The organism is Nocardioides okcheonensis, from assembly GCF_020991065.1.
Classification (GTDB): domain Bacteria; phylum Actinomycetota; class Actinomycetes; order Propionibacteriales; family Nocardioidaceae; genus Nocardioides; species Nocardioides okcheonensis.
Window position 1 is genome coordinate 385999 of the sequence record NZ_CP087710.1, and the last position, 15276, is coordinate 401274.

Below are 15276 nucleotides of genomic sequence, written 5' to 3' on the forward strand. Positions count from 1 at the left end.
GCAGGGCTGATGCGCGTCGTCTTCGCCGGCACCCCCGAGGTCGCCGTCCCCGCCCTCGACGCGATCGCGGCGAGCCGCCACGAGCTCGTCGGGGTCGTCACCCGTCCCGACGCCCCGAGCGGGCGAGGCCGCAAGCTGGTCGCCAGCCCGGTCGCCCAGCGCGCCGCCGAGCTCGGCGTACCGGTCCTCACGCCCGAGCACCCCCGCGACCCGGACTTCCAGGCGGCGCTCGCCGACCTGCGCCCCGACGCGTGCCCGGTCGTGGCCTACGGCGCCCTCCTGCCGCAGTCAGCGCTCGACCTGGTGCCGCACGGCTGGATCAACCTGCACTTCTCCGTGCTGCCGTCGTGGCGGGGCGCGGCTCCCGTCCAGCACGCGCTGTGGGCCGGTGACGAGGTCACCGGGGCCAGCACGTTCCGCATCGTCAAGGCGCTCGACGCCGGCCCGGTCTTCGGGGTGATGACCGAGCGGGTCCGTCCCGACGACACCGCCGGCGACCTGCTCGCCCGCCTCGCCGAGGGCGGCGCCGGCCTGCTGGTCCAGACCCTCGACGGCATCGAGGACGGCACCCTCGAGGCGCGCGAGCAGCAGGAGGAGGGCGTCTCGTTCGCCCCGAAGATCCTCGTCGACGACGCCCGAGTCGACTGGACCCACCCGGCCGTGGCGATCGACCGGCAGGTCCGTGCGTGCACGCCGGCCCCGGGCGCGTGGAGCACCTTCGACGGCGAGCGGATCAAGCTCGGCCCGGTCCGGCCCGTCGACCGCGAGCCGCTCGCGCCGGGCGTCCTCGAGGTCACCAAGAACGCCGTCCTCGTCGGCACCGCGACCGCCCCCGTCGAGCTCGGTGACGTCAAGGCGTTCGGCAAGAAGCAGATGCGTGCCGCCGACTGGGCGCGCGGCGTGCGGCTGGAGTCGGGTGCGCGGTTCGGCGACGGGGCGTGACCCGGTGAGCGCCGACGCCGACCGGCCCGCCGTCCCGGAGGACGTCGACGAGATCTGCGCCTCCCTCCCGGAGACCGAGCTCGGCACCTCGTGGGGCGACGTCCCCACCTGGAAGGTCCCGCGCGGCGACAAGGGCAAGGGCTTCGTGCTCTACCGGCACCCCCACCCCACGGCGGTCGACCCGGTGACCGGGGAGATGTACGACGACCTGGTCGTGATCGTCACCCCCACCGAGGCCGACAAGCTGGCCCTGGTCGAGGACGAGGCGACCCCGTTCTTCACCATCGACCACTTCCGCGGCTACAACGCCGTCCTGGTCCAGCAGTCCCGCCTCGGCGAGCTGGGGCGGGCCGAGCTGGCCGAGGTGATCACCGAGGCCTGGGCCCACCGCGCCCCGAAGCGGCTCGTGAAGGAGCACCTCGGTGGCTGAGCGGCGTCGCCGGCCCGTCGACCGTCCGCGGCGGGCCGCGCTGGACGTGCTGACCGCGGTCCGCGCCGACCGCGCGTACGCCAACCTCGAGCTGCCGCAGGTGCTGCGCAAGCACCGGCTCGAGGGCCGCGACGCGGCGCTCGCCACCGAGCTGGCCTCCGGTGCGATCCGGATGCACGGGCTCTACGACCCCGTCATCGACGCCTGCCTGACCAGGCCGCGCCTGCAGCCGGAGGTGCGCGACGTGCTGCGCCTCGGCGTCCACCAGCTGCTCTCGATGCGGGTGCCCGACCACGCCGCCATCTCGACGAGCGTCGACCTGGTGCGCGCGAGCGTCGGCCAGGGGCCGGCCGGACTGGTCAACGCGGTGCTCCGCACGGTCAGCCGCCGGTCGGCGGAGGAGTGGATCACGCAGGTGGCGCCGGACCGCGCCGGCGACCTGCACGGCCACCTCGCGGTGGCGGGGTCACACCCGCGCTGGGTCGTGGACCTGCTCGCCGAGGCGCTCGGCTCCGACGACGAGCTCGAGGCGCTCCTCGCCGCCGACAACGCGGCCCCGCGGGTCACCCTCGTCGCGCGTCCGGGCCTGGCCGACGTCGCGGAGCTCGAGGCGGCCGGCGCCACCCGCACCGACCTGTCGCCCCACGGCGCGGTGCTGCCGGGAGGGGACCCGTCGGCGATCCCGGCCGTCGCGGAGGGACGCGCGGGCGTGCAGGACGAGGGCTCGCAGCTCGTCGCCCTCGCGCTCGCCGACGCCGACCTCGACGGGCGCGACGAGCGCTGGCTCGACCTGTGCGCCGGCCCCGGCGGCAAGGCCGCGCTGCTGGGTCGGTCAGAGCGGGTGCGCGGCTCGTCGCCCACGAGCGGCAGCCGCACCGCGCCGCCCTCGTCGCCTCGGCCATGGCGGCTCTGCCCGCGGGCTCGGTCGACGTCGTCGCCGGCGACGGGACCCGCCCCGCCTGGGTCCCGGGCACCTTCGACCGGGTGCTGGTGGACGCCCCCTGCTCCGGGCTGGGGGCGCTGCGACGCAGGCCGGAGTCGCGCTGGCGTCGCTCGCCGGCCGACGTCGACGTCCTGGTCGGGCTCCAGCAGGTGCTGCTCGACGTCGCGCTGGAGTCCGTGCGTCCGGGCGGCGTCGTCGTCTACGCGACCTGCTCGCCGGTCCTCGCCGAGACCTCGCACGTCGTCGAGGCCGTCCGCGGGCGCCGCGACGACACCGAGCTGGTCGGCTCCTTCCAGCTGTGGCCGCACCGCGACGGGACCGACGCGATGTACGCCGCGACCCTGCGCCGTCGCCGCTGACGGGGCCGGCCGCGCGAGGGGCTCAGCCGTCGCGCAGGTGGCGCAGGTACGCCGAGGGGTCGGCGAGGTAGCGGCGCCAGTGGTCGACGAGCGCGAGGTCGGCCCACGCGGTCTCGCGCAGCCCCCACGGACCGGCCTCGAGGACCCGCGCGCCCGGCATCGCCGCCAGCACGGGGGAGTGGGTCGCGCACAGGACCTGGCCGCGCTCGGCCACCACGCGCTGCAGCACCGCGACCAGCCCGAGCGTCGAGGAGAACGACAGCGCGGCCTCCGGCTCGTCGAGGCAGAAGAACCCGGCGCCCGTGAAGCGCCACTCCAGCACCTTCAGGAGCGACTCGCCGTGGCTCATCTCGTGGAACCGCGGCTCGGGGTCGGGGCTCCACGACGGGTTGTCCTCGAGGTAGGAGTACCAGCCGTGCATCGTCTCGGCGCGCAGGAAGAACCCCCACCGGCTCGACCCCACGCCGCGGACGAGGTGGAGCGCGTCGCCGAGGACCGACTCGGTCGGGCGGGTGGAGTGCCTGCTCCCGGTGCTGCCGCCCTCCGGGGAGAGGCCGTACGCGGTCGCGACGGCCTCCACGAGGGTGGACTTGCCCGACCCGTTCTCCCCGACGAGGAAGGTCACCCCGGGCCCGAGGTCGAGCCCGTCGGCGAGGACCTGGCGCACCGCGGGGATCGAGGCGGGGTAGGCCTCGGGTGCGAGCCCGTGCCCGGGGCGCGCCTCCACGCGGCGCACCGGGTGGCGCGGCACGGGCGTGCTCCTCAGCGGCATGGCTCCGAACCTAGCCACCCGGTGCTGGTGGGCACCCCACATTTGGGGGTTTCCGCCGCGCGCCGCGGGTTCCCATCCTTGGGGTGGGCAAGCATGATGGGTGCAAGCTCGCGGCGCCGGAGGGGTGCCGCAGGTCACGGGGAGCAGGACGGACGAATGCGGGTGCGCACGACAGGGACGATGCTCGCCGCGGCGAGCCTGGTGGCGGTCGCCGTCGCCGGCCCGGCGCAGGCCGCGCCCCGGACCGTCAGCGGTCCCTCGACGGGTGACGACGGGCTCTTCCTCACCTACGTCTCGTGCGCCGACGTCTTCGGCGCGGGCACCGCCCCGGTGCCGCGCATCAACCTCGGCCCCTACGCCGCTCCCGCCGGGCGCCGCTCCCTCGGCCTGGTCCCGCAGGGTGGCGGCACGGCCTCCGGCCCCTACGCCCGCATCGACTCGCTCGCCGCGGTCGACGCCTCGCTGCAGGTCGCGGCGACCGGCGGCACCACCGGTGTCGCCCACCTCGTCACCGTGACCGCCGCCAACCCGCCCGGTACCGCCTGGGTCGCCCGGTCCGAGCTCGTGGTCCCGCCGGGCTCGTGGACGACGGTCCGAGCCGGCGACCTCACGTTCGCGTGGTCGCTGGTCGACCTCACGTCCCGGACCGTCGTCGCCCGCGCCGGGTCGGCGACGCCGGCGCAGTTCGCGGCCGAGCACGGCGACGGCCCCGGCTTCGTGGTCACGGGCTTCGGTTGCGACGGGCGCGCGTTCAACCTCGACGCGATCGGCGCCGACGGGTCGTCGATCGACTTCGAGGGCGTCGCGCTGACCACCACGGCCGCCGTCGACCGCTCCACCGACGCGGTGGTCGTGACAGGTCGGGTCACCGACCCGTCCGGGCGCGTCACGGGCGACCCGCTGGTGCTGGAGTCCCGTGCCCCCGGTGGAGCCTGGCGCGCCGAGGGCGCACCGGTGCTCGCAGACCCCGACGGCGTCGCACGCGCGGTCGTGCAGGTCACCGAGACGACCCAGTACCGCTGGCACCGCCCCGAGAGCCAGTACGCCGACGAGGGCTGGTCCGACCCGGTCACGGTCGAGGCGCCGGCCGTCCGCGGGTCCGCCACGCCCGAGCCCACGACGACCTCGACGCAGTAGCGCTCGGCGCTAGGGTCGGCCCGTGGCGTCTCCGTTCATCGAGGTCGAGGTCGACGACCGGGTCGTCAAGGTCACCAACCCCGACCGGGTCTACTTCCCCGAGACCGGCGCGACCAAGCTCGACCTGGTCGAGTACTACCTCAGCGTCGGGGACGGGATCGTCAACGCGCTGCGCGAGCGTCCGTGCATGCTGCACCGCTTCCCGAAGGGCCTGGCCGGCGACAAGGTGCACCAGAAGCGCCTCCCCGCCGGGGCCCCCGAGTGGGTCGAGACCGTGCGGCTGTTCTTCCCGCGGTGGAAGCGCACCGCCGACGAGCTCTGCGTGACGGAGCTGGCCAGCGTGGTCTGGGCGGTCCAGATGTCGACCGTCGAGTTCCACCCGTGGAACAGCCGCCGCGACGACACCGAGAAGCCCGACGAGTGGCGCATCGACCTCGATCCCGGGCCGGACTGCGACTGGGCGACCGTCCAGCGCGTCTCCCACGTCGTCCACGAGGTGCTCGACGAGCTGGGCGCGGTCGGGTTCCCCAAGACGAGCGGCGGCTCCGGGCTCCACGTCTACGTCCGGATCCCGCCCGACCACGGCTTCCAGGACGTACGCCGGGGCGCGCTCGCCTTCGCCCGCGAGGTCGAGCGCCGCGCCGAGGGCGACGTGACCACCGCCTGGTGGCGCAAGGACCGCGACCCCTCGCAGCTGTTCGTCGACTACAACCAGAACGCCCGCGACCACACCATCGCCGCGGCGTACTCCGTGCGCGGCGTCGCCAACGCGCGCGTGTCCGCCCCGGTGCGCTGGGACGAGGTCGACGACTGCGCGCCCGACGACTTCACCATCGTCACCATGCCCGACCGCTTCGCCGCGATCGGCGACCTGCACGGGGACATCGACGCCCACCCGTTCGACATCGCGCCGCTGCTGGAGTGGGCCGACCGCGACGAGGCCGACGGGCGCGAGACCCCCGACCTCGACGAGCAGTCGGGGTGAGGTTCGCGACACCCGCGTCTCAGCGCGCGCACAGGTCGTCCTCACGGTCCTCTCACGCTTGCTGCCTAGGTTCGAGGGCATGCACACCCAGCCGACCACCGACCGGGTCGCGGTCGTCGTCAACACGGCCGCGCGGACCGGCGCGCGGGTGCTCCCGCTCGTCGAGCAGCACCTGCGCGGTCCGGGTCGGGAGGTCGTCGTCCACCCCGCGCACGGCGGGGCCGGGCTCGAGGCGGCGCTCGACGCGGCCCTCGCCGCCACCCCCGACCTGCTGGTGGTCGGCGGCGGTGACGGCACGATCGGCTGCGCGGCGGCCCGGGTCGCCCACACCGGCACGGCGCTCGGGGTCCTGCCGCTGGGCACCGCCAACGACTTCGCCCGCACCCTGGGCATCCCGACGGCGCTCCCGGCCGCCGTCCGCACCCTGACCGAGGGGCACGTCGTCGACGTCGACCTCGGCCGGGTCGACGGGCGCGCCTACCTCAACGTCGCGTCGCTCGGCCTGTCGGTCGCGGTCACCCGCCGGCTCACGCCCGGCCTCAAGCGCCGGCTCGGCCGTCTGGCGTACCCGGTCGCGACGCTGCGGGCCTACCGCTCGCACCGGCCGTTCGCCGCCCGGCTCGAGCTCGCCGACGGCGCCACGCTGGAGCTCGAGGACCTGCTGCAGGTGGCGGTGGGCAACGGCCGCCACTACGGCGGTGGGCTGACCGTCTCGCCGACCGCCTCGATCGACGACCACCTGCTCGACGTCTACGCCGTGGAGCGCGGCCGCCTGCGCGACCACGTCTCGCTCGCACGGCTGCTGCGCACCGGACACCTCGTCGAGCACGAGCGGGTCCACCACGTGACGGCACGCCGGATCCGGCTGGTCACCGACGAGCCGCTCGAGGTCAACCTCGACGGCGAGATCGCCGCGACGACCCCCGCCACCTTCGAGGTCGACCGGAACGCCCTGCACGTCGTCGTGCCGCGGGGGAGCGGTGCCGCCCGGATGGACGGGGCGTCGGGTCCCTAGGATCGTCGCGTGGGCATCCAGATCACTCCGAGCATCCTCAACGCCGACCTCTCGCGCCTCGCCGACGAGGTGGCGCGCATCCCCAGCGCGGACTGGGTGCACGTCGACGTCATGGACAACCACTTCGTGCCCAACCTCACCCTCGGGCTCCCGGTCGTCGAGGCGCTCAGCCAGCACGCCTCCCAGCCGCTCGACGCGCACCTGATGATCGAGGACGCCGACCGGTGGGCGCCGGCGTACGCCGAGGCCGGCTGCGGGTCGGTCACCTTCCACGTCGAGGCGGCGAAGGCCCCGGTGCGGCTCGCCCGGGAGATCCGGGCGCAGGGCGCCCGCGCGTCGATGGCGCTCAAGCCGGCCACGCCGATCGAGCCCTACGAGGCGCTGCTGCCCGAGCTCGACATGGTGCTCATCATGACCGTCGAGCCCGGCTTCGGCGGCCAGAAGTTCCTCGACCTGTGCCTGCCGAAGATCCGGACCGCCCGCGCCCTCATGGACAAGCACGGCGTCGAGACCTGGCTCCAGGTCGACGGCGGCGTCTCGCTGGAGACCATCGAGCGGTGCGCCGAGGCCGGAGCCGACGTCTTCGTCGCCGGCTCGGCCGTCTACTCCGCCGACGACCCCGACGCGATGGTCGAGGCGCTGCGGGCGACGGCGGCCTCGGCGGCGGGCTGATGCAGCCCTACGCGCGCCTCTGGGAGCGGCTCCTGGACCTGCTGGCGAGGATGGGTGAGGTCGACGCCTCGACTCCGGGCCGGATCCGTCTCCGGACGGGCCGACGTCGCGTCGAGATCGTCATGACCGAGGACGACTGGAGTGATCTCGCCAGGGTCATCTACGGCTCCTTCGACGGCGCGGCCGAGCACCTGCGCCGCGCGCTGGCCGCCGCGGAGGCGGAGGACGCGCCCTACCTCGTGTACTACACCTACGACCTCGAGCCCAGCCAGACGCCCGAGAGCCCGACGCGACTGCAGGAGGAGGCGGACCTGCGCCGGGTGCAGGAGCACCTGCGCGACCACCCGGACGCCCGCGGCGAGTGGCGCGCGTACCCGCCGGGGCACGAGCCGGGCTGAGCAGCGATCGTCCACAGGCCCTCCCGCCCTCGCTCCGGTAGTCCGCTGCGATCGGCCGCTGGTGGGGCCCGGAGGACCGGCTGATCGCAGCGGACTACCGGGGAGGCTGTGGAGGGCTGGGGGCTGGAGGGCTGGGCGACGCTGCGTACGGTGGGCGCATGAGCGAGCCGACCGAGTCCGTGTGGGACTACCCGCGCCCGCCGCGGGTCGAGCCGAGCAGCGAGCACGTCGTCGTCACCCACGCCGGTGTGGTCGTCGCCGACACCACCGCCAGCCTGCGGGTGCTGGAGACCAGCCACCCGCCGACGTACTACCTGCCGCGCAGCGCCTTCGCCGACGGCGTCCTGCGTCCCGGCGAGGGGGCGTCGTGGTGCGAGTGGAAGGGGCAGGCCGCCTACTTCGACCTCGTCGTGGGCGACGAGGTGCTGCCGGCGATCGCCTGGACCTACCCGACGCCGACGAAGGCCTTCGAGGCGCTGGTCGACCACGTCGCGCTCTATCCCGGCCGGGTCGACCGGTGCACCGTCGACGGCGAGGTCGTCCAGCCGCAGCCGGGCAGCTTCTACGGCGGCTGGATCACCTCGCGCGTGACCGGACCGTTCAAGGGCGCCCCGGGCACCTCCGGCTGGTGAGCCGGCGGCGCGGGCCGCTCAGTGCAGGCCGCGGTCGTCGACCTGCTGGCTGAGCAGGTGCGACCCGTGCCGCTCCTGCTCGGCGATGCGCCGGTCGTCGGCGACCCACGACTGGCCCTCGAGCTCGTCGGCGCGGGACTGCACGCGCTCGAGCCGGGCGGTCCACGCCTCGACCTCGCGCGCGACGTCGTCGAGCCGGGCGTGGGGGAGGACGACCGCGTCGCCCTCGCTGCGCACGCCGGGCTCGCTCGCGGCCAGCGCGTCGGCCTCGTAGGGACTCAGGGCGCGGGTCAGCCGCATCCGCACCGGGTAGGTCTCGCGGTCCACGTCGGCCGGGTCCACGGCCAGCTCGACGATCCCGATGGCCGGTCGGCGGCCCGTACGCGTGTGCCAGCTCATGTGCGTCATCCCCTCGTCGGGGGCCCGAGCGACCCCTGCGGACGAGCACACCACGCGCGGGCGCACCGCGCCATGGGGTCCTCACCCCATGGCAGGGGTCGGCCCGACAGCAGAGGGAAGGGGGTCAGCCGGCGAAGAGGGTCAGCCGCTGCCGGATGATCTTGCGACGCAGGACGACGCGGCGCTTGCCGTCGTTGCCGATGCGGAGCCGGTCGAGCTCCCACCCGCCGTGCTCGGCGCGCTCGACGAGGAGGCGGGTGACGACGTTGCGCGAGAAGTCCTTCGGGAGCACGAGCGTCTCGAACTCCCACTCGATCCCGCGGCCGGGGGGACGGCGGTGCATCCTGGCCACTCTGGTCTCCTCTCGTCGTGGTCAGTCGGCCGAGACGTCGTCGAGGGCCGCGACGATCTCGGGTGGCAGGGTCAGGTCCTCGACGCCGAGGGCGCCGTCGAGCTGGGCGGCGGTGCGGGCGCCGACGATCGGCGAGGTGACGCCGGCGCGGTCACGCACCCACACGAGCGAGACCTCCAGCGGCGACCAGCCCAGCCCGTCGGCCGCGCGGGCCACGGCCTCGACGATGCCGCGGCCGCGGTCGTCGAGGTACGTGCCGACGAACCGGCCGAAGTGCTCGGTGGCGGCGCGGGAGTCCGACGGCGTCCCGGTGCGGTACTTGCCGGTCAGCACGCCGCGCCCGAGCGGCGACCACGGCAGCACGCCGAGCCCGAGCGCCTCCGCGGCCGGCAGCACCTCGTGCTCGATCGTGCGGTTGAGCAGCGAGTACTCGACCTGGGTCGAGGCCAGCGGCGTACGGCCCGGGACCGCGCGCTGCCAGGTGGCGGCCTGCGCGGTCTGCCAGCCCGTGTAGTTGGAGACGCCGAGGTAGGACACGCGTCCCGAGCTCACCGCGAGGTCGAGCGCCGAGAGCGTCTCCTCCAGCGGCGTCTCGTCGGTCCACACGTGCACCTGCCACAGGTCGACGTGGTCCACGCCCAGCCGCTTCAGCGAGGCGTCGAGGGCGGGCAGGAGGTGGCCGCGCGAGGTGTTGGTGACCCGCTCGCCGGTGCGCCGCGAGATGCCCGCCTTGGTCGCCAGGACGACCTCGTCGCGCGCGACCACGTCACCGAGCAGGCTGCCGATCAGCTCCTCGCTCGCACCGTCGCCGTAGCCGGCCGCGGTGTCCAGCAGCGTGCCGCCCGCCTCGACGAACGCGACCAGCTGGTCGCGGGCCTCGTGCTCGTCGGTGTCGCGACCCCAGGTCATCGTGCCGAGCCCGAGCCGGGAGACCTTGAGGCCGGTGGCCCCGAGCGAACGCTGCTGCATGGAGGTGAGGGTAGCCACGGGTCGCACGTGGACGGGCACGGACGCGCCCGTAGGCTGACCCGCTGTGACGGATCTCCTCAAAGCGGTCGTGCTCGGCATCATCCAGGGCCTCACCGAGTTCCTGCCGATCTCGAGCAGCGCGCACCTGCGGATCTTCCCCGAGCTGTTCGGGTGGGGCGACCCCGGCGCCGCGTTCACCGCGGTGATCCAGATCGGCACCGAGCTCGCGGTGCTCATCTACTTCCGCAAGGACATCTGGCGCATCGGCAGCGCGTGGGTGCGCTCGCTGTTCCAGCCGGAGTTCCGCGGCGGCGTCGACGCCCGGATGGGGTGGTACATCATCGTCGGCTCGCTGCCGATCGTGGTGCTCGGCGTGCTGCTCAAGGGCGTGATCGAGCGGGACTTCCGCAACCTCTGGATCATCGGCACCACCCTGATCGTCATGGGCGTCGTGCTCGGGATCGCCGACCGGGTCGGGCGCACCGACCGCACGCTCGGCAAGATCACCCTCAAGGACGCGGTGCTGATGGGCGCCGCCCAGGCGCTGGCGCTCATCCCGGGCGTCTCCCGGTCCGGCGCGACCATCTCGGCCGGACGCTTCCTCGGCCTCGAGCGCGAGGCCGCCACCCGCTTCGCCTTCCTGCTCGCCATCCCCGCCGTGGTCGGCGCCGGGCTGTTCGAGCTCAAGGAGATCCCGCACGGCCACAACGACTTCGGCTGGGGGCCGACGATCACCGCGACGGTGGTGTCGTTCGTGGTCGGCTACGCCGCGATCGCGTGGCTGCTGCGCTACGTCAGCACCCGGTCGTACACCCCGTTCGTGCTCTACCGCGTCGCGCTCGGCGCGGCGACCCTCATCCTGCTGGGCGCGGGCGTGCTGAGCGCCTGAGCGTCCCGACCAGCAGCACGAGCGCCAGCACCTGGGTGAGGGCGACGACCGCGACCAGCGCGGGCAGCGAGCGCTCGTAGAGCCAGCCCGCGCCGACGCCGCCCACGACCGCGAAGAGCCCCTGGACGCCCGCGAACACGCCGTACGCCGTCGCGCGGCGCGGCGCCTCGACCAGCTCGGCCACCACGGCCTTCACCGTCGAGTCCTGCACGCCCTGGGCGAACCCCCAGGCGACCACGCCGAGCAGCACCGCGACGAGCGCGGACCCGAGCGCGAGCGCCGGGACCAGCGCCACGAGCACCGGCACGACGAGCAGGACCACCGGGCCGGTGCGGTCGTAGACGGCTCCCACGCCCAGCGCGGCGACCGCCTCCACCGCCATCGCGGCGGCGTAGACCAGCGGCACCGACGCCACGGGCACCAGCCCGGCCACGACGAGGTGGTAGCCGATGATGCCGAAGGTCACCAGGGCGCCCGTGGTGAGCGAGGCGGCGACGGCGTAGCGGAAGAACTCGCGGGGGAGCCCCGCGCCGACGGCGGTCGCCCACCAGCCGCGGCCCGGACGGTCCGCGACGGGAGCCGACCCGGCGGCGGTCGCAGGAGCGGCGGCAGGGGCGACGTCGTGGACCGCGGGGTCGGGGACCCGACGCCGCAGCGCGAGCAGCAGGACCATGGCCAGCGCCCCGGGCACCGCGAGCACGCCGACGCCCCACCACAGCGAGCCCACCGCCACCACCGCCGCCACGACGAGCGGACCCGCGAAGGCGCCGACCTGGTCGAGGGCCTTGTGCACCCCGAAGCCCCGGCCGCGGCCCACGGCGGACGCGGCGTGGGCCAGCAGCGCCGACTTCGACGGCGAGCGGACCGCCTTGCCGAGGCGCTCGAGGAGGATCATCGACGCCGCGAACGCGAGCCCGGCCGCGCCGAGCCGGGGCGCCAGCGCCAGCAGCGGCACGCACACGGCCGTGAGCCCGTAGCCCGCGATCGTCAGGCTCCAGTAGCGGCCGGTGCGGTCGGCCAGCGGTCCGAACGCCAGGCGCGCCACGAGGGCGACCGCCTCGCCGGCCCCGGTGACCAGGCCCACCACCACCGCCGAGGCCCCGAGCGCGGCGAGCAGCGGGCCGTAGACGGACCGGGCGCCCTCGTAGACCATGTCCGCTGCCAGGCTGACCAGGCCGAACCACCACACGACCCGCCAGGCGGACGGCGGGCCCATGGTCACAGCCAGCCGGACTTCTTGAAGAACGCGAACAGCCCGCCTGCGACGCCGACCATGAGGGCGACCGCGAACGGGTAGCCGTAGCGCCAGTGCAGCTCGGGCATGTGGTCGAAGTTCATCCCGTAGACGCCGGCGATGAGGGTCGGGACGACCACCAGCGCGGCGCCCGCGGAGATCTTGCGCATGTCCTCGTTCTGCTGCACCGAGATGCGCGCGAGGTGGGCCTCGAACGCGGTGGAGAGCAGGATGTCGAGGTTGTCGATCACCTCCGAGACCCGCTGCAGGTGGTCGGCGACGTCGCGGAAGTAGGTCGCGGTCTCGTCCGTGATCCGCTCGTCGACGCCCATCGCGAACTTGCGCATCGGCTCGCGCAGCGGCAGCACCGCACGCCGGACCTCGGCGATCTCGCGCTTGAGGACGTAGATGCGGTTCGAGTCGTCGGTGCGCGCGGGGGAGAAGACGGACTCCTCGACCTCGTCGACGTCGATCTCGAGGGCCGCCCCCACCCGCTCGTACTCGTCGACCACCCGGTCGCAGATGGCGTAGAGCACCGCCATCGGGCCGTGCTCGAGGACCTGCGCGCGGCGTTCGAGGTCGCGGCGCGCGGACGCGAGGTCGATGCCCTGGCCGTGGCGCACCGTCACGACGAAGTCGGGGCCGACGAACATGTTGATCTCGCCGGTCTCGACCGCGTCCTCCTCGTCGACGTACCAGAGCGTCTTGAGGACCAGGAACAGCGTGTCGCCGTAGCGCTCGAGCTTGGGCCGCTGGTGGGAGTCGCCGGCGTCCTCGACCGCGAGCGGGTGCAGGTCGAAGGTGCGGGCGATCACGTCGAGCTCGTCGGGCGTCGGGTCGTGGACGCCGATCCACTGGAAGTCGCCGGGGTCGCACGGCACCCGGGCGTGCCCGAGGCTCTCGTGCCCCTCGTGACCCAGCGGCACGCGCTGGCCCCGGTGGTAGAGGGCGTTGTCGACGATCACCTCGTCAGGCTAGTGGTTGCGGAGCCGCCGGCTCGGGAGCCACCACTAGGGTCGGGGCATGGCAACCGTGATCCTCGTCCGCCACGGCAGGTCCACCGCCAACGCGACCGGTGTGCTCGCCGGCCGGCTGCCCGGCGTGCACCTCGACGACACCGGCGTCGCGCAGGCCGCCGCGGTCGGTGACCGGCTCGCCGGCGTACGCCTCGCGGCCGCCGTGACGAGCCCGCTCGAGCGCTGCCGCGAGACCGCCCGCGAGGTCCTGCGCCGCCAGCAGGAGCCGCTGCGGCCCAGCACCGACAAGCAGCTGTCGGAGTGCGACTACGGCGACTGGCAGGGCCGCCCGCTCAAGGAGCTCGCCAAGGAGAAGCTCTGGAGGACGGTGCAGGCGCAGCCGTCGGCCGCGACCTTCCCCGGCGGGGAGTCGATGCGCGCCATGCAGGACCGCGCGGTCGCCGCCGTACGCCGCCACGACGCACGCGTCGACGCCGAGCACGGCCCCGACGCGGTGTGGCTCGCGGTCAGCCACGGCGACGTGATCAAGTCGATCCTCGCCGACGCCCTCGGCACCCACCTCGACCTGTTCCAGCGCATCCACGTCGACCCGGCGTCGGTGTCGGTCGTCCGCTACACCGAGTCGCGCCCGTTCGTGCTCGGCACCAACACCCACGGCGGCGACCTGTCGTGGTTGACGCCGCCGCGCAAGCCGCGCCGCGGCTCCCGCAGCCGCAGCGGCGACGCGGCGGTGGGCGGCGGAGCCGGGCCGGGCACGCAGCCGGGGAGGTCCTAGGGTGAGTGACATGCCCGTCGTCCACCGTTTCGACCCGCCCGAGCGCTTCGTCGCCGGAACCGTCGGCGAACCCGGTCAGCGCACCTTCTTCCTGCAGGCGCGCGAGGGCGCGCGCCTGGTGAGCGTGTCGCTGGAGAAGCAGCAGGTCTCGGCCCTCGCCGAGCGCGTCGACGAGCTCCTCGACGAGCTCATGCGCGCCGCCGGCGACGAGGTGCTGATCCCGGCCATCGCGCCGCGCGACCTCACCGACAACCGGCCCCTCGAGCAGCCGATCGAGGAGGAGTTCCGCGCCGGCACCATGACGCTGTCGTGGGACACCGAGGACGAGCGCGTCGTCATCGAGGTCTTTCCGTTCTCCGAGGCGGCCGTCGTGTCGCCCGAGCAGCTCCAGGAGGACCTCGAGGACCTGCTCGAGCCGGAGCCCGAGGAGATCTTCCTGGTCCGGATCACCGCCGCCGCGGCGCGGTCGTTCGTCGAGCGCGCCCGGAACGTCATCGGTGCCGGTCGCCCCGACTGCCCGTTCTGCGGGGAGCCGATCGACCCCGACGGCCACCTGTGCGTGCGCGCGAACGGCTTCCGCCGCCGTGAGCCCTGACCTGCCGACCGAGGCGCGGGTCCCGGACGGCGAGCTCACCCTGCACGGCCGGGTCCTGCCCGCCTCCAACGCGACCTTCGTCGGCGAGGTCGACGGCGTCCGCGTCGTCTACAAGCCGGTCGCGGGGGAGCGGCCGCTGTGGGACTTCCCCGACGGCACCCTCGCCGCCCGCGAGGTGGCGGCCCACGCCGTCTCCGAGGCGCTGGGCTGGGACGTGGTCCCGCCCACCGTGCTGCGCGACGGCCCGCACGGCACCGGCATGGTGCAGCTGTGGCGTGACGAGGACCCCGAGCAGGCGCCCGTCGACATCGTCCGCGAGGGCCGGGTCCCCGACGGGTTCCGGCACGTGTTCGACGGCCTCGACGCCCACGACCGGGCGGTGTCGCTGGTGCACGAGGACTCCGCGCCGCTGCGCCGGATGGCGCTGTTCGACGTCGTCGTCAACAACGCCGACCGCAAGGGCGGCCACGTCCTGCCGATGCCCGACGGCCACCGCCACGGCGTCGACCACGGCCTGACCTTCCACGTCGAGCCCAAGCTCCGCACCGTCCTGTGGGGCTGGGTCGGGGAGGGCCTGGTCGAGGAGGAGGTCGACGGCCTGCGCCGCCTCGCGGCCGCGCTCGACGCCGACCTCGGCGACGTCCTCGGCGGCCTGCTGACCGCGCAGGAGGTCGCCACGACCCGGCGCCGGCTCGCCCGGCTGCTCGAGCGGGCCGAGTTCCCGGCCCCGCCCTCCTCGTCGTACCCGGTCATCCCCTGGCCGCCCTTCTGAGGGTCACCCCGGCCGTGACGGGGGTTTCG

At 74.5% G+C, this 15276-nt stretch carries 20 protein-coding genes and 1 pseudogene; 14 read left to right on the forward strand and 7 right to left on the reverse strand.

The genetic code is table 11. The features are described from left to right. Positions 1–9 precede the first annotated feature (9 nt). From fmt to LN652_RS01765, 3 genes and pseudogenes are all read left to right on the forward strand, one after another. The gene (fmt, locus tag LN652_RS01755) at positions 10–942 is read left to right on the forward strand and encodes a methionyl-tRNA formyltransferase (protein ID WP_230443000.1); all 933 of its coding nucleotides are present in this window, start codon (positions 10–12) and stop codon (positions 940–942) included. Between the two features lie 4 nt (positions 943–946). Next, complete coding sequence (locus tag LN652_RS01760) at positions 947–1372, forward strand: MmcQ/YjbR family DNA-binding protein (RefSeq protein WP_230443001.1); 426 nt, start codon at positions 947–949, stop codon at positions 1370–1372. A gap of 46 nt (positions 1373–1418) precedes the next feature. After that, positions 1419–1700 (forward strand): annotated as a pseudogene (locus tag LN652_RS01765) (transcription antitermination protein NusB); the annotation flags it as partial. Between the two features lie 138 nt (positions 1701–1838). Here the strand turns inward: LN652_RS01765 and LN652_RS01770 are convergent. Further along, positions 1839–2018 (reverse strand): hypothetical protein, encoded by a 180-nt coding sequence (locus tag LN652_RS01770; protein WP_230443002.1) that lies wholly within the window; start codon positions 2016–2018, stop codon positions 1839–1841. Positions 2019–2272: 254 nt separating this feature from the next. Between LN652_RS01770 and LN652_RS01775 the strand changes: the two genes are divergently transcribed. Beyond that, entirely contained in the window at positions 2273–2674 is a 402-nt protein-coding gene (locus tag LN652_RS01775) for an RsmB/NOP family class I SAM-dependent RNA methyltransferase (RefSeq protein ID WP_230443003.1), read from the forward strand. A gap of 22 nt (positions 2675–2696) precedes the next feature. On the opposite strand, the gene LN652_RS01780 is transcribed toward LN652_RS01775, so the two are convergent. Continuing rightward, a complete protein-coding gene (locus tag LN652_RS01780) occupies positions 2697–3446 on the reverse strand; it encodes an AAA family ATPase (RefSeq protein WP_230443004.1) in 750 nt (249 codons plus the stop codon). Between the two features lie 162 nt (positions 3447–3608). Between LN652_RS01780 and LN652_RS01785 the strand changes: the two genes are divergently transcribed. From LN652_RS01785 to LN652_RS01810, 6 genes are all read left to right on the forward strand, one after another. Further along, the gene (locus LN652_RS01785; protein WP_230444808.1) at positions 3609–4583 is read left to right on the forward strand and encodes a hypothetical protein; all 975 of its coding nucleotides are present in this window, start codon (positions 3609–3611) and stop codon (positions 4581–4583) included. Between the two features lie 22 nt (positions 4584–4605). Further along, positions 4606–5568: a non-homologous end-joining DNA ligase gene (gene ligD, locus LN652_RS01790; RefSeq protein WP_230443005.1), complete on the forward strand. Its 963-nt coding sequence runs from the start codon at positions 4606–4608 to the stop codon at positions 5566–5568. Between the two features lie 79 nt (positions 5569–5647). Continuing rightward, positions 5648–6583 carry a lipid kinase gene (locus tag LN652_RS01795; RefSeq protein ID WP_230443006.1) on the forward strand — a complete coding sequence of 312 codons (936 nt, stop codon included), beginning with the start codon at positions 5648–5650 and terminating at the stop codon, positions 6581–6583. A 9-nt stretch (positions 6584–6592) separates the two neighbouring features. Next, positions 6593–7255 carry a ribulose-phosphate 3-epimerase gene (rpe, locus tag LN652_RS01800; protein WP_230443007.1) on the forward strand — a complete coding sequence of 221 codons (663 nt, stop codon included), beginning with the start codon at positions 6593–6595 and terminating at the stop codon, positions 7253–7255. Further along, a complete protein-coding gene (locus tag LN652_RS01805; protein WP_230443008.1) occupies positions 7255–7653 on the forward strand; it encodes a hypothetical protein in 399 nt (132 codons plus the stop codon). Before rpe ends, LN652_RS01805 begins: the two co-directional genes overlap by 1 nt. A 158-nt stretch (positions 7654–7811) precedes the next feature. Then, positions 7812–8285 (forward strand): DUF427 domain-containing protein, encoded by a 474-nt coding sequence (locus LN652_RS01810; RefSeq protein WP_230443009.1) that lies wholly within the window; start codon positions 7812–7814, stop codon positions 8283–8285. An 18-nt stretch (positions 8286–8303) separates the two neighbouring features. Here LN652_RS01810 and LN652_RS01815 read toward each other — a convergent pair whose 3' ends face one another. The 3 genes from LN652_RS01815 to LN652_RS01825 all read right to left on the reverse strand — a co-directional run bounded on the left by LN652_RS01815 (position 8304) and on the right by LN652_RS01825 (position 10005). Then, the gene (locus LN652_RS01815) at positions 8304–8684 is read right to left on the reverse strand and encodes a hypothetical protein (protein WP_230443010.1); all 381 of its coding nucleotides are present in this window, start codon (positions 8682–8684) and stop codon (positions 8304–8306) included. Positions 8685–8808: 124 nt separating this feature from the next. Beyond that, positions 8809–9027, reverse strand: a complete 219-nt coding sequence (locus LN652_RS01820; protein ID WP_230443011.1) for a DUF5703 family protein — start codon at positions 9025–9027, stop codon at positions 8809–8811. A gap of 30 nt (positions 9028–9057) precedes the next feature. Next, positions 9058–10005 carry an aldo/keto reductase gene (locus tag LN652_RS01825; protein ID WP_230443012.1) on the reverse strand — a complete coding sequence of 316 codons (948 nt, stop codon included), beginning with the start codon at positions 10003–10005 and terminating at the stop codon, positions 9058–9060. A 64-nt stretch (positions 10006–10069) separates the two neighbouring features. On the opposite strand from LN652_RS01825, the gene LN652_RS01830 reads away from it, so the two are divergent. Next, positions 10070–10894, forward strand: a complete 825-nt coding sequence (locus LN652_RS01830) for an undecaprenyl-diphosphate phosphatase (RefSeq protein ID WP_230443013.1) — start codon at positions 10070–10072, stop codon at positions 10892–10894. On the opposite strand, the gene LN652_RS01835 is transcribed toward LN652_RS01830, so the two are convergent. Together LN652_RS01835 and corA are read right to left on the reverse strand one after the other, a co-directional pair. Next, positions 10860–12110, reverse strand: a complete 1251-nt coding sequence (locus LN652_RS01835) for an MFS transporter (RefSeq protein WP_230443014.1) — start codon at positions 12108–12110, stop codon at positions 10860–10862. The genes LN652_RS01830 and LN652_RS01835 overlap by 35 nt on opposite strands. Positions 12111–12112: 2 nt before the next feature. Continuing rightward, positions 12113–13093, reverse strand: a complete 981-nt coding sequence (corA, locus tag LN652_RS01840; RefSeq protein ID WP_230443015.1) for a magnesium/cobalt transporter CorA — start codon at positions 13091–13093, stop codon at positions 12113–12115. Between the two features lie 58 nt (positions 13094–13151). Between corA and LN652_RS01845 the strand changes: the two genes are divergently transcribed. The 3 genes from LN652_RS01845 to LN652_RS01855 are packed head-to-tail and all read left to right on the forward strand — an operon-like array spanning position 13152 to position 15247. Beyond that, positions 13152–13880: a histidine phosphatase family protein gene (locus LN652_RS01845; RefSeq protein ID WP_230443016.1), complete on the forward strand. Its 729-nt coding sequence runs from the start codon at positions 13152–13154 to the stop codon at positions 13878–13880. Positions 13881–13890: 10 nt separating this feature from the next. Then, positions 13891–14475 carry a DUF3090 domain-containing protein gene (locus tag LN652_RS01850; RefSeq protein ID WP_230443017.1) on the forward strand — a complete coding sequence of 195 codons (585 nt, stop codon included), beginning with the start codon at positions 13891–13893 and terminating at the stop codon, positions 14473–14475. After that, positions 14465–15247, forward strand: a complete 783-nt coding sequence (locus LN652_RS01855; protein WP_230443018.1) for an SCO1664 family protein — start codon at positions 14465–14467, stop codon at positions 15245–15247. Before LN652_RS01850 ends, LN652_RS01855 begins: the two co-directional genes overlap by 11 nt. Positions 15248–15276: the final 29 nt, after the last annotated feature.

Excerpts from the sequence above, each read along its gene's own strand:
- fmt (WP_230443000.1), top strand. The coding sequence starts at position 10 with ATGCGCGTCGTCTTCGCCGGCACCCCCGAGGTCGCCGTCCCCGCCCTC.
- LN652_RS01775 (WP_230443003.1), top strand. The coding sequence starts at position 2,273 with ATGGCGGCTCTGCCCGCGGGCTCGGTCGACGTCGTCGCCGGCGACGGG.
- LN652_RS01780 (WP_230443004.1), bottom strand. The coding sequence starts at position 3,446 with ATGCCGCTGAGGAGCACGCCCGTGCCGCGCCACCCGGTGCGCCGCGTG.
- LN652_RS01795 (WP_230443006.1), top strand. The coding sequence starts at position 5,648 with ATGCACACCCAGCCGACCACCGACCGGGTCGCGGTCGTCGTCAACACG.
- LN652_RS01805 (WP_230443008.1), top strand. The coding sequence starts at position 7,255 with ATGCAGCCCTACGCGCGCCTCTGGGAGCGGCTCCTGGACCTGCTGGCG.
- LN652_RS01810 (WP_230443009.1), top strand. The coding sequence starts at position 7,812 with ATGAGCGAGCCGACCGAGTCCGTGTGGGACTACCCGCGCCCGCCGCGG.
- LN652_RS01815 (WP_230443010.1), bottom strand. The coding sequence starts at position 8,684 with ATGAGCTGGCACACGCGTACGGGCCGCCGACCGGCCATCGGGATCGTC.
- LN652_RS01820 (WP_230443011.1), bottom strand. The coding sequence starts at position 9,027 with ATGCACCGCCGTCCCCCCGGCCGCGGGATCGAGTGGGAGTTCGAGACG.
- LN652_RS01825 (WP_230443012.1), bottom strand. The coding sequence starts at position 10,005 with ATGCAGCAGCGTTCGCTCGGGGCCACCGGCCTCAAGGTCTCCCGGCTC.
- LN652_RS01835 (WP_230443014.1), bottom strand. The coding sequence starts at position 12,110 with ATGGGCCCGCCGTCCGCCTGGCGGGTCGTGTGGTGGTTCGGCCTGGTC.
- LN652_RS01845 (WP_230443016.1), top strand. The coding sequence starts at position 13,152 with ATGGCAACCGTGATCCTCGTCCGCCACGGCAGGTCCACCGCCAACGCG.
- LN652_RS01850 (WP_230443017.1), top strand. The coding sequence starts at position 13,891 with ATGCCCGTCGTCCACCGTTTCGACCCGCCCGAGCGCTTCGTCGCCGGA.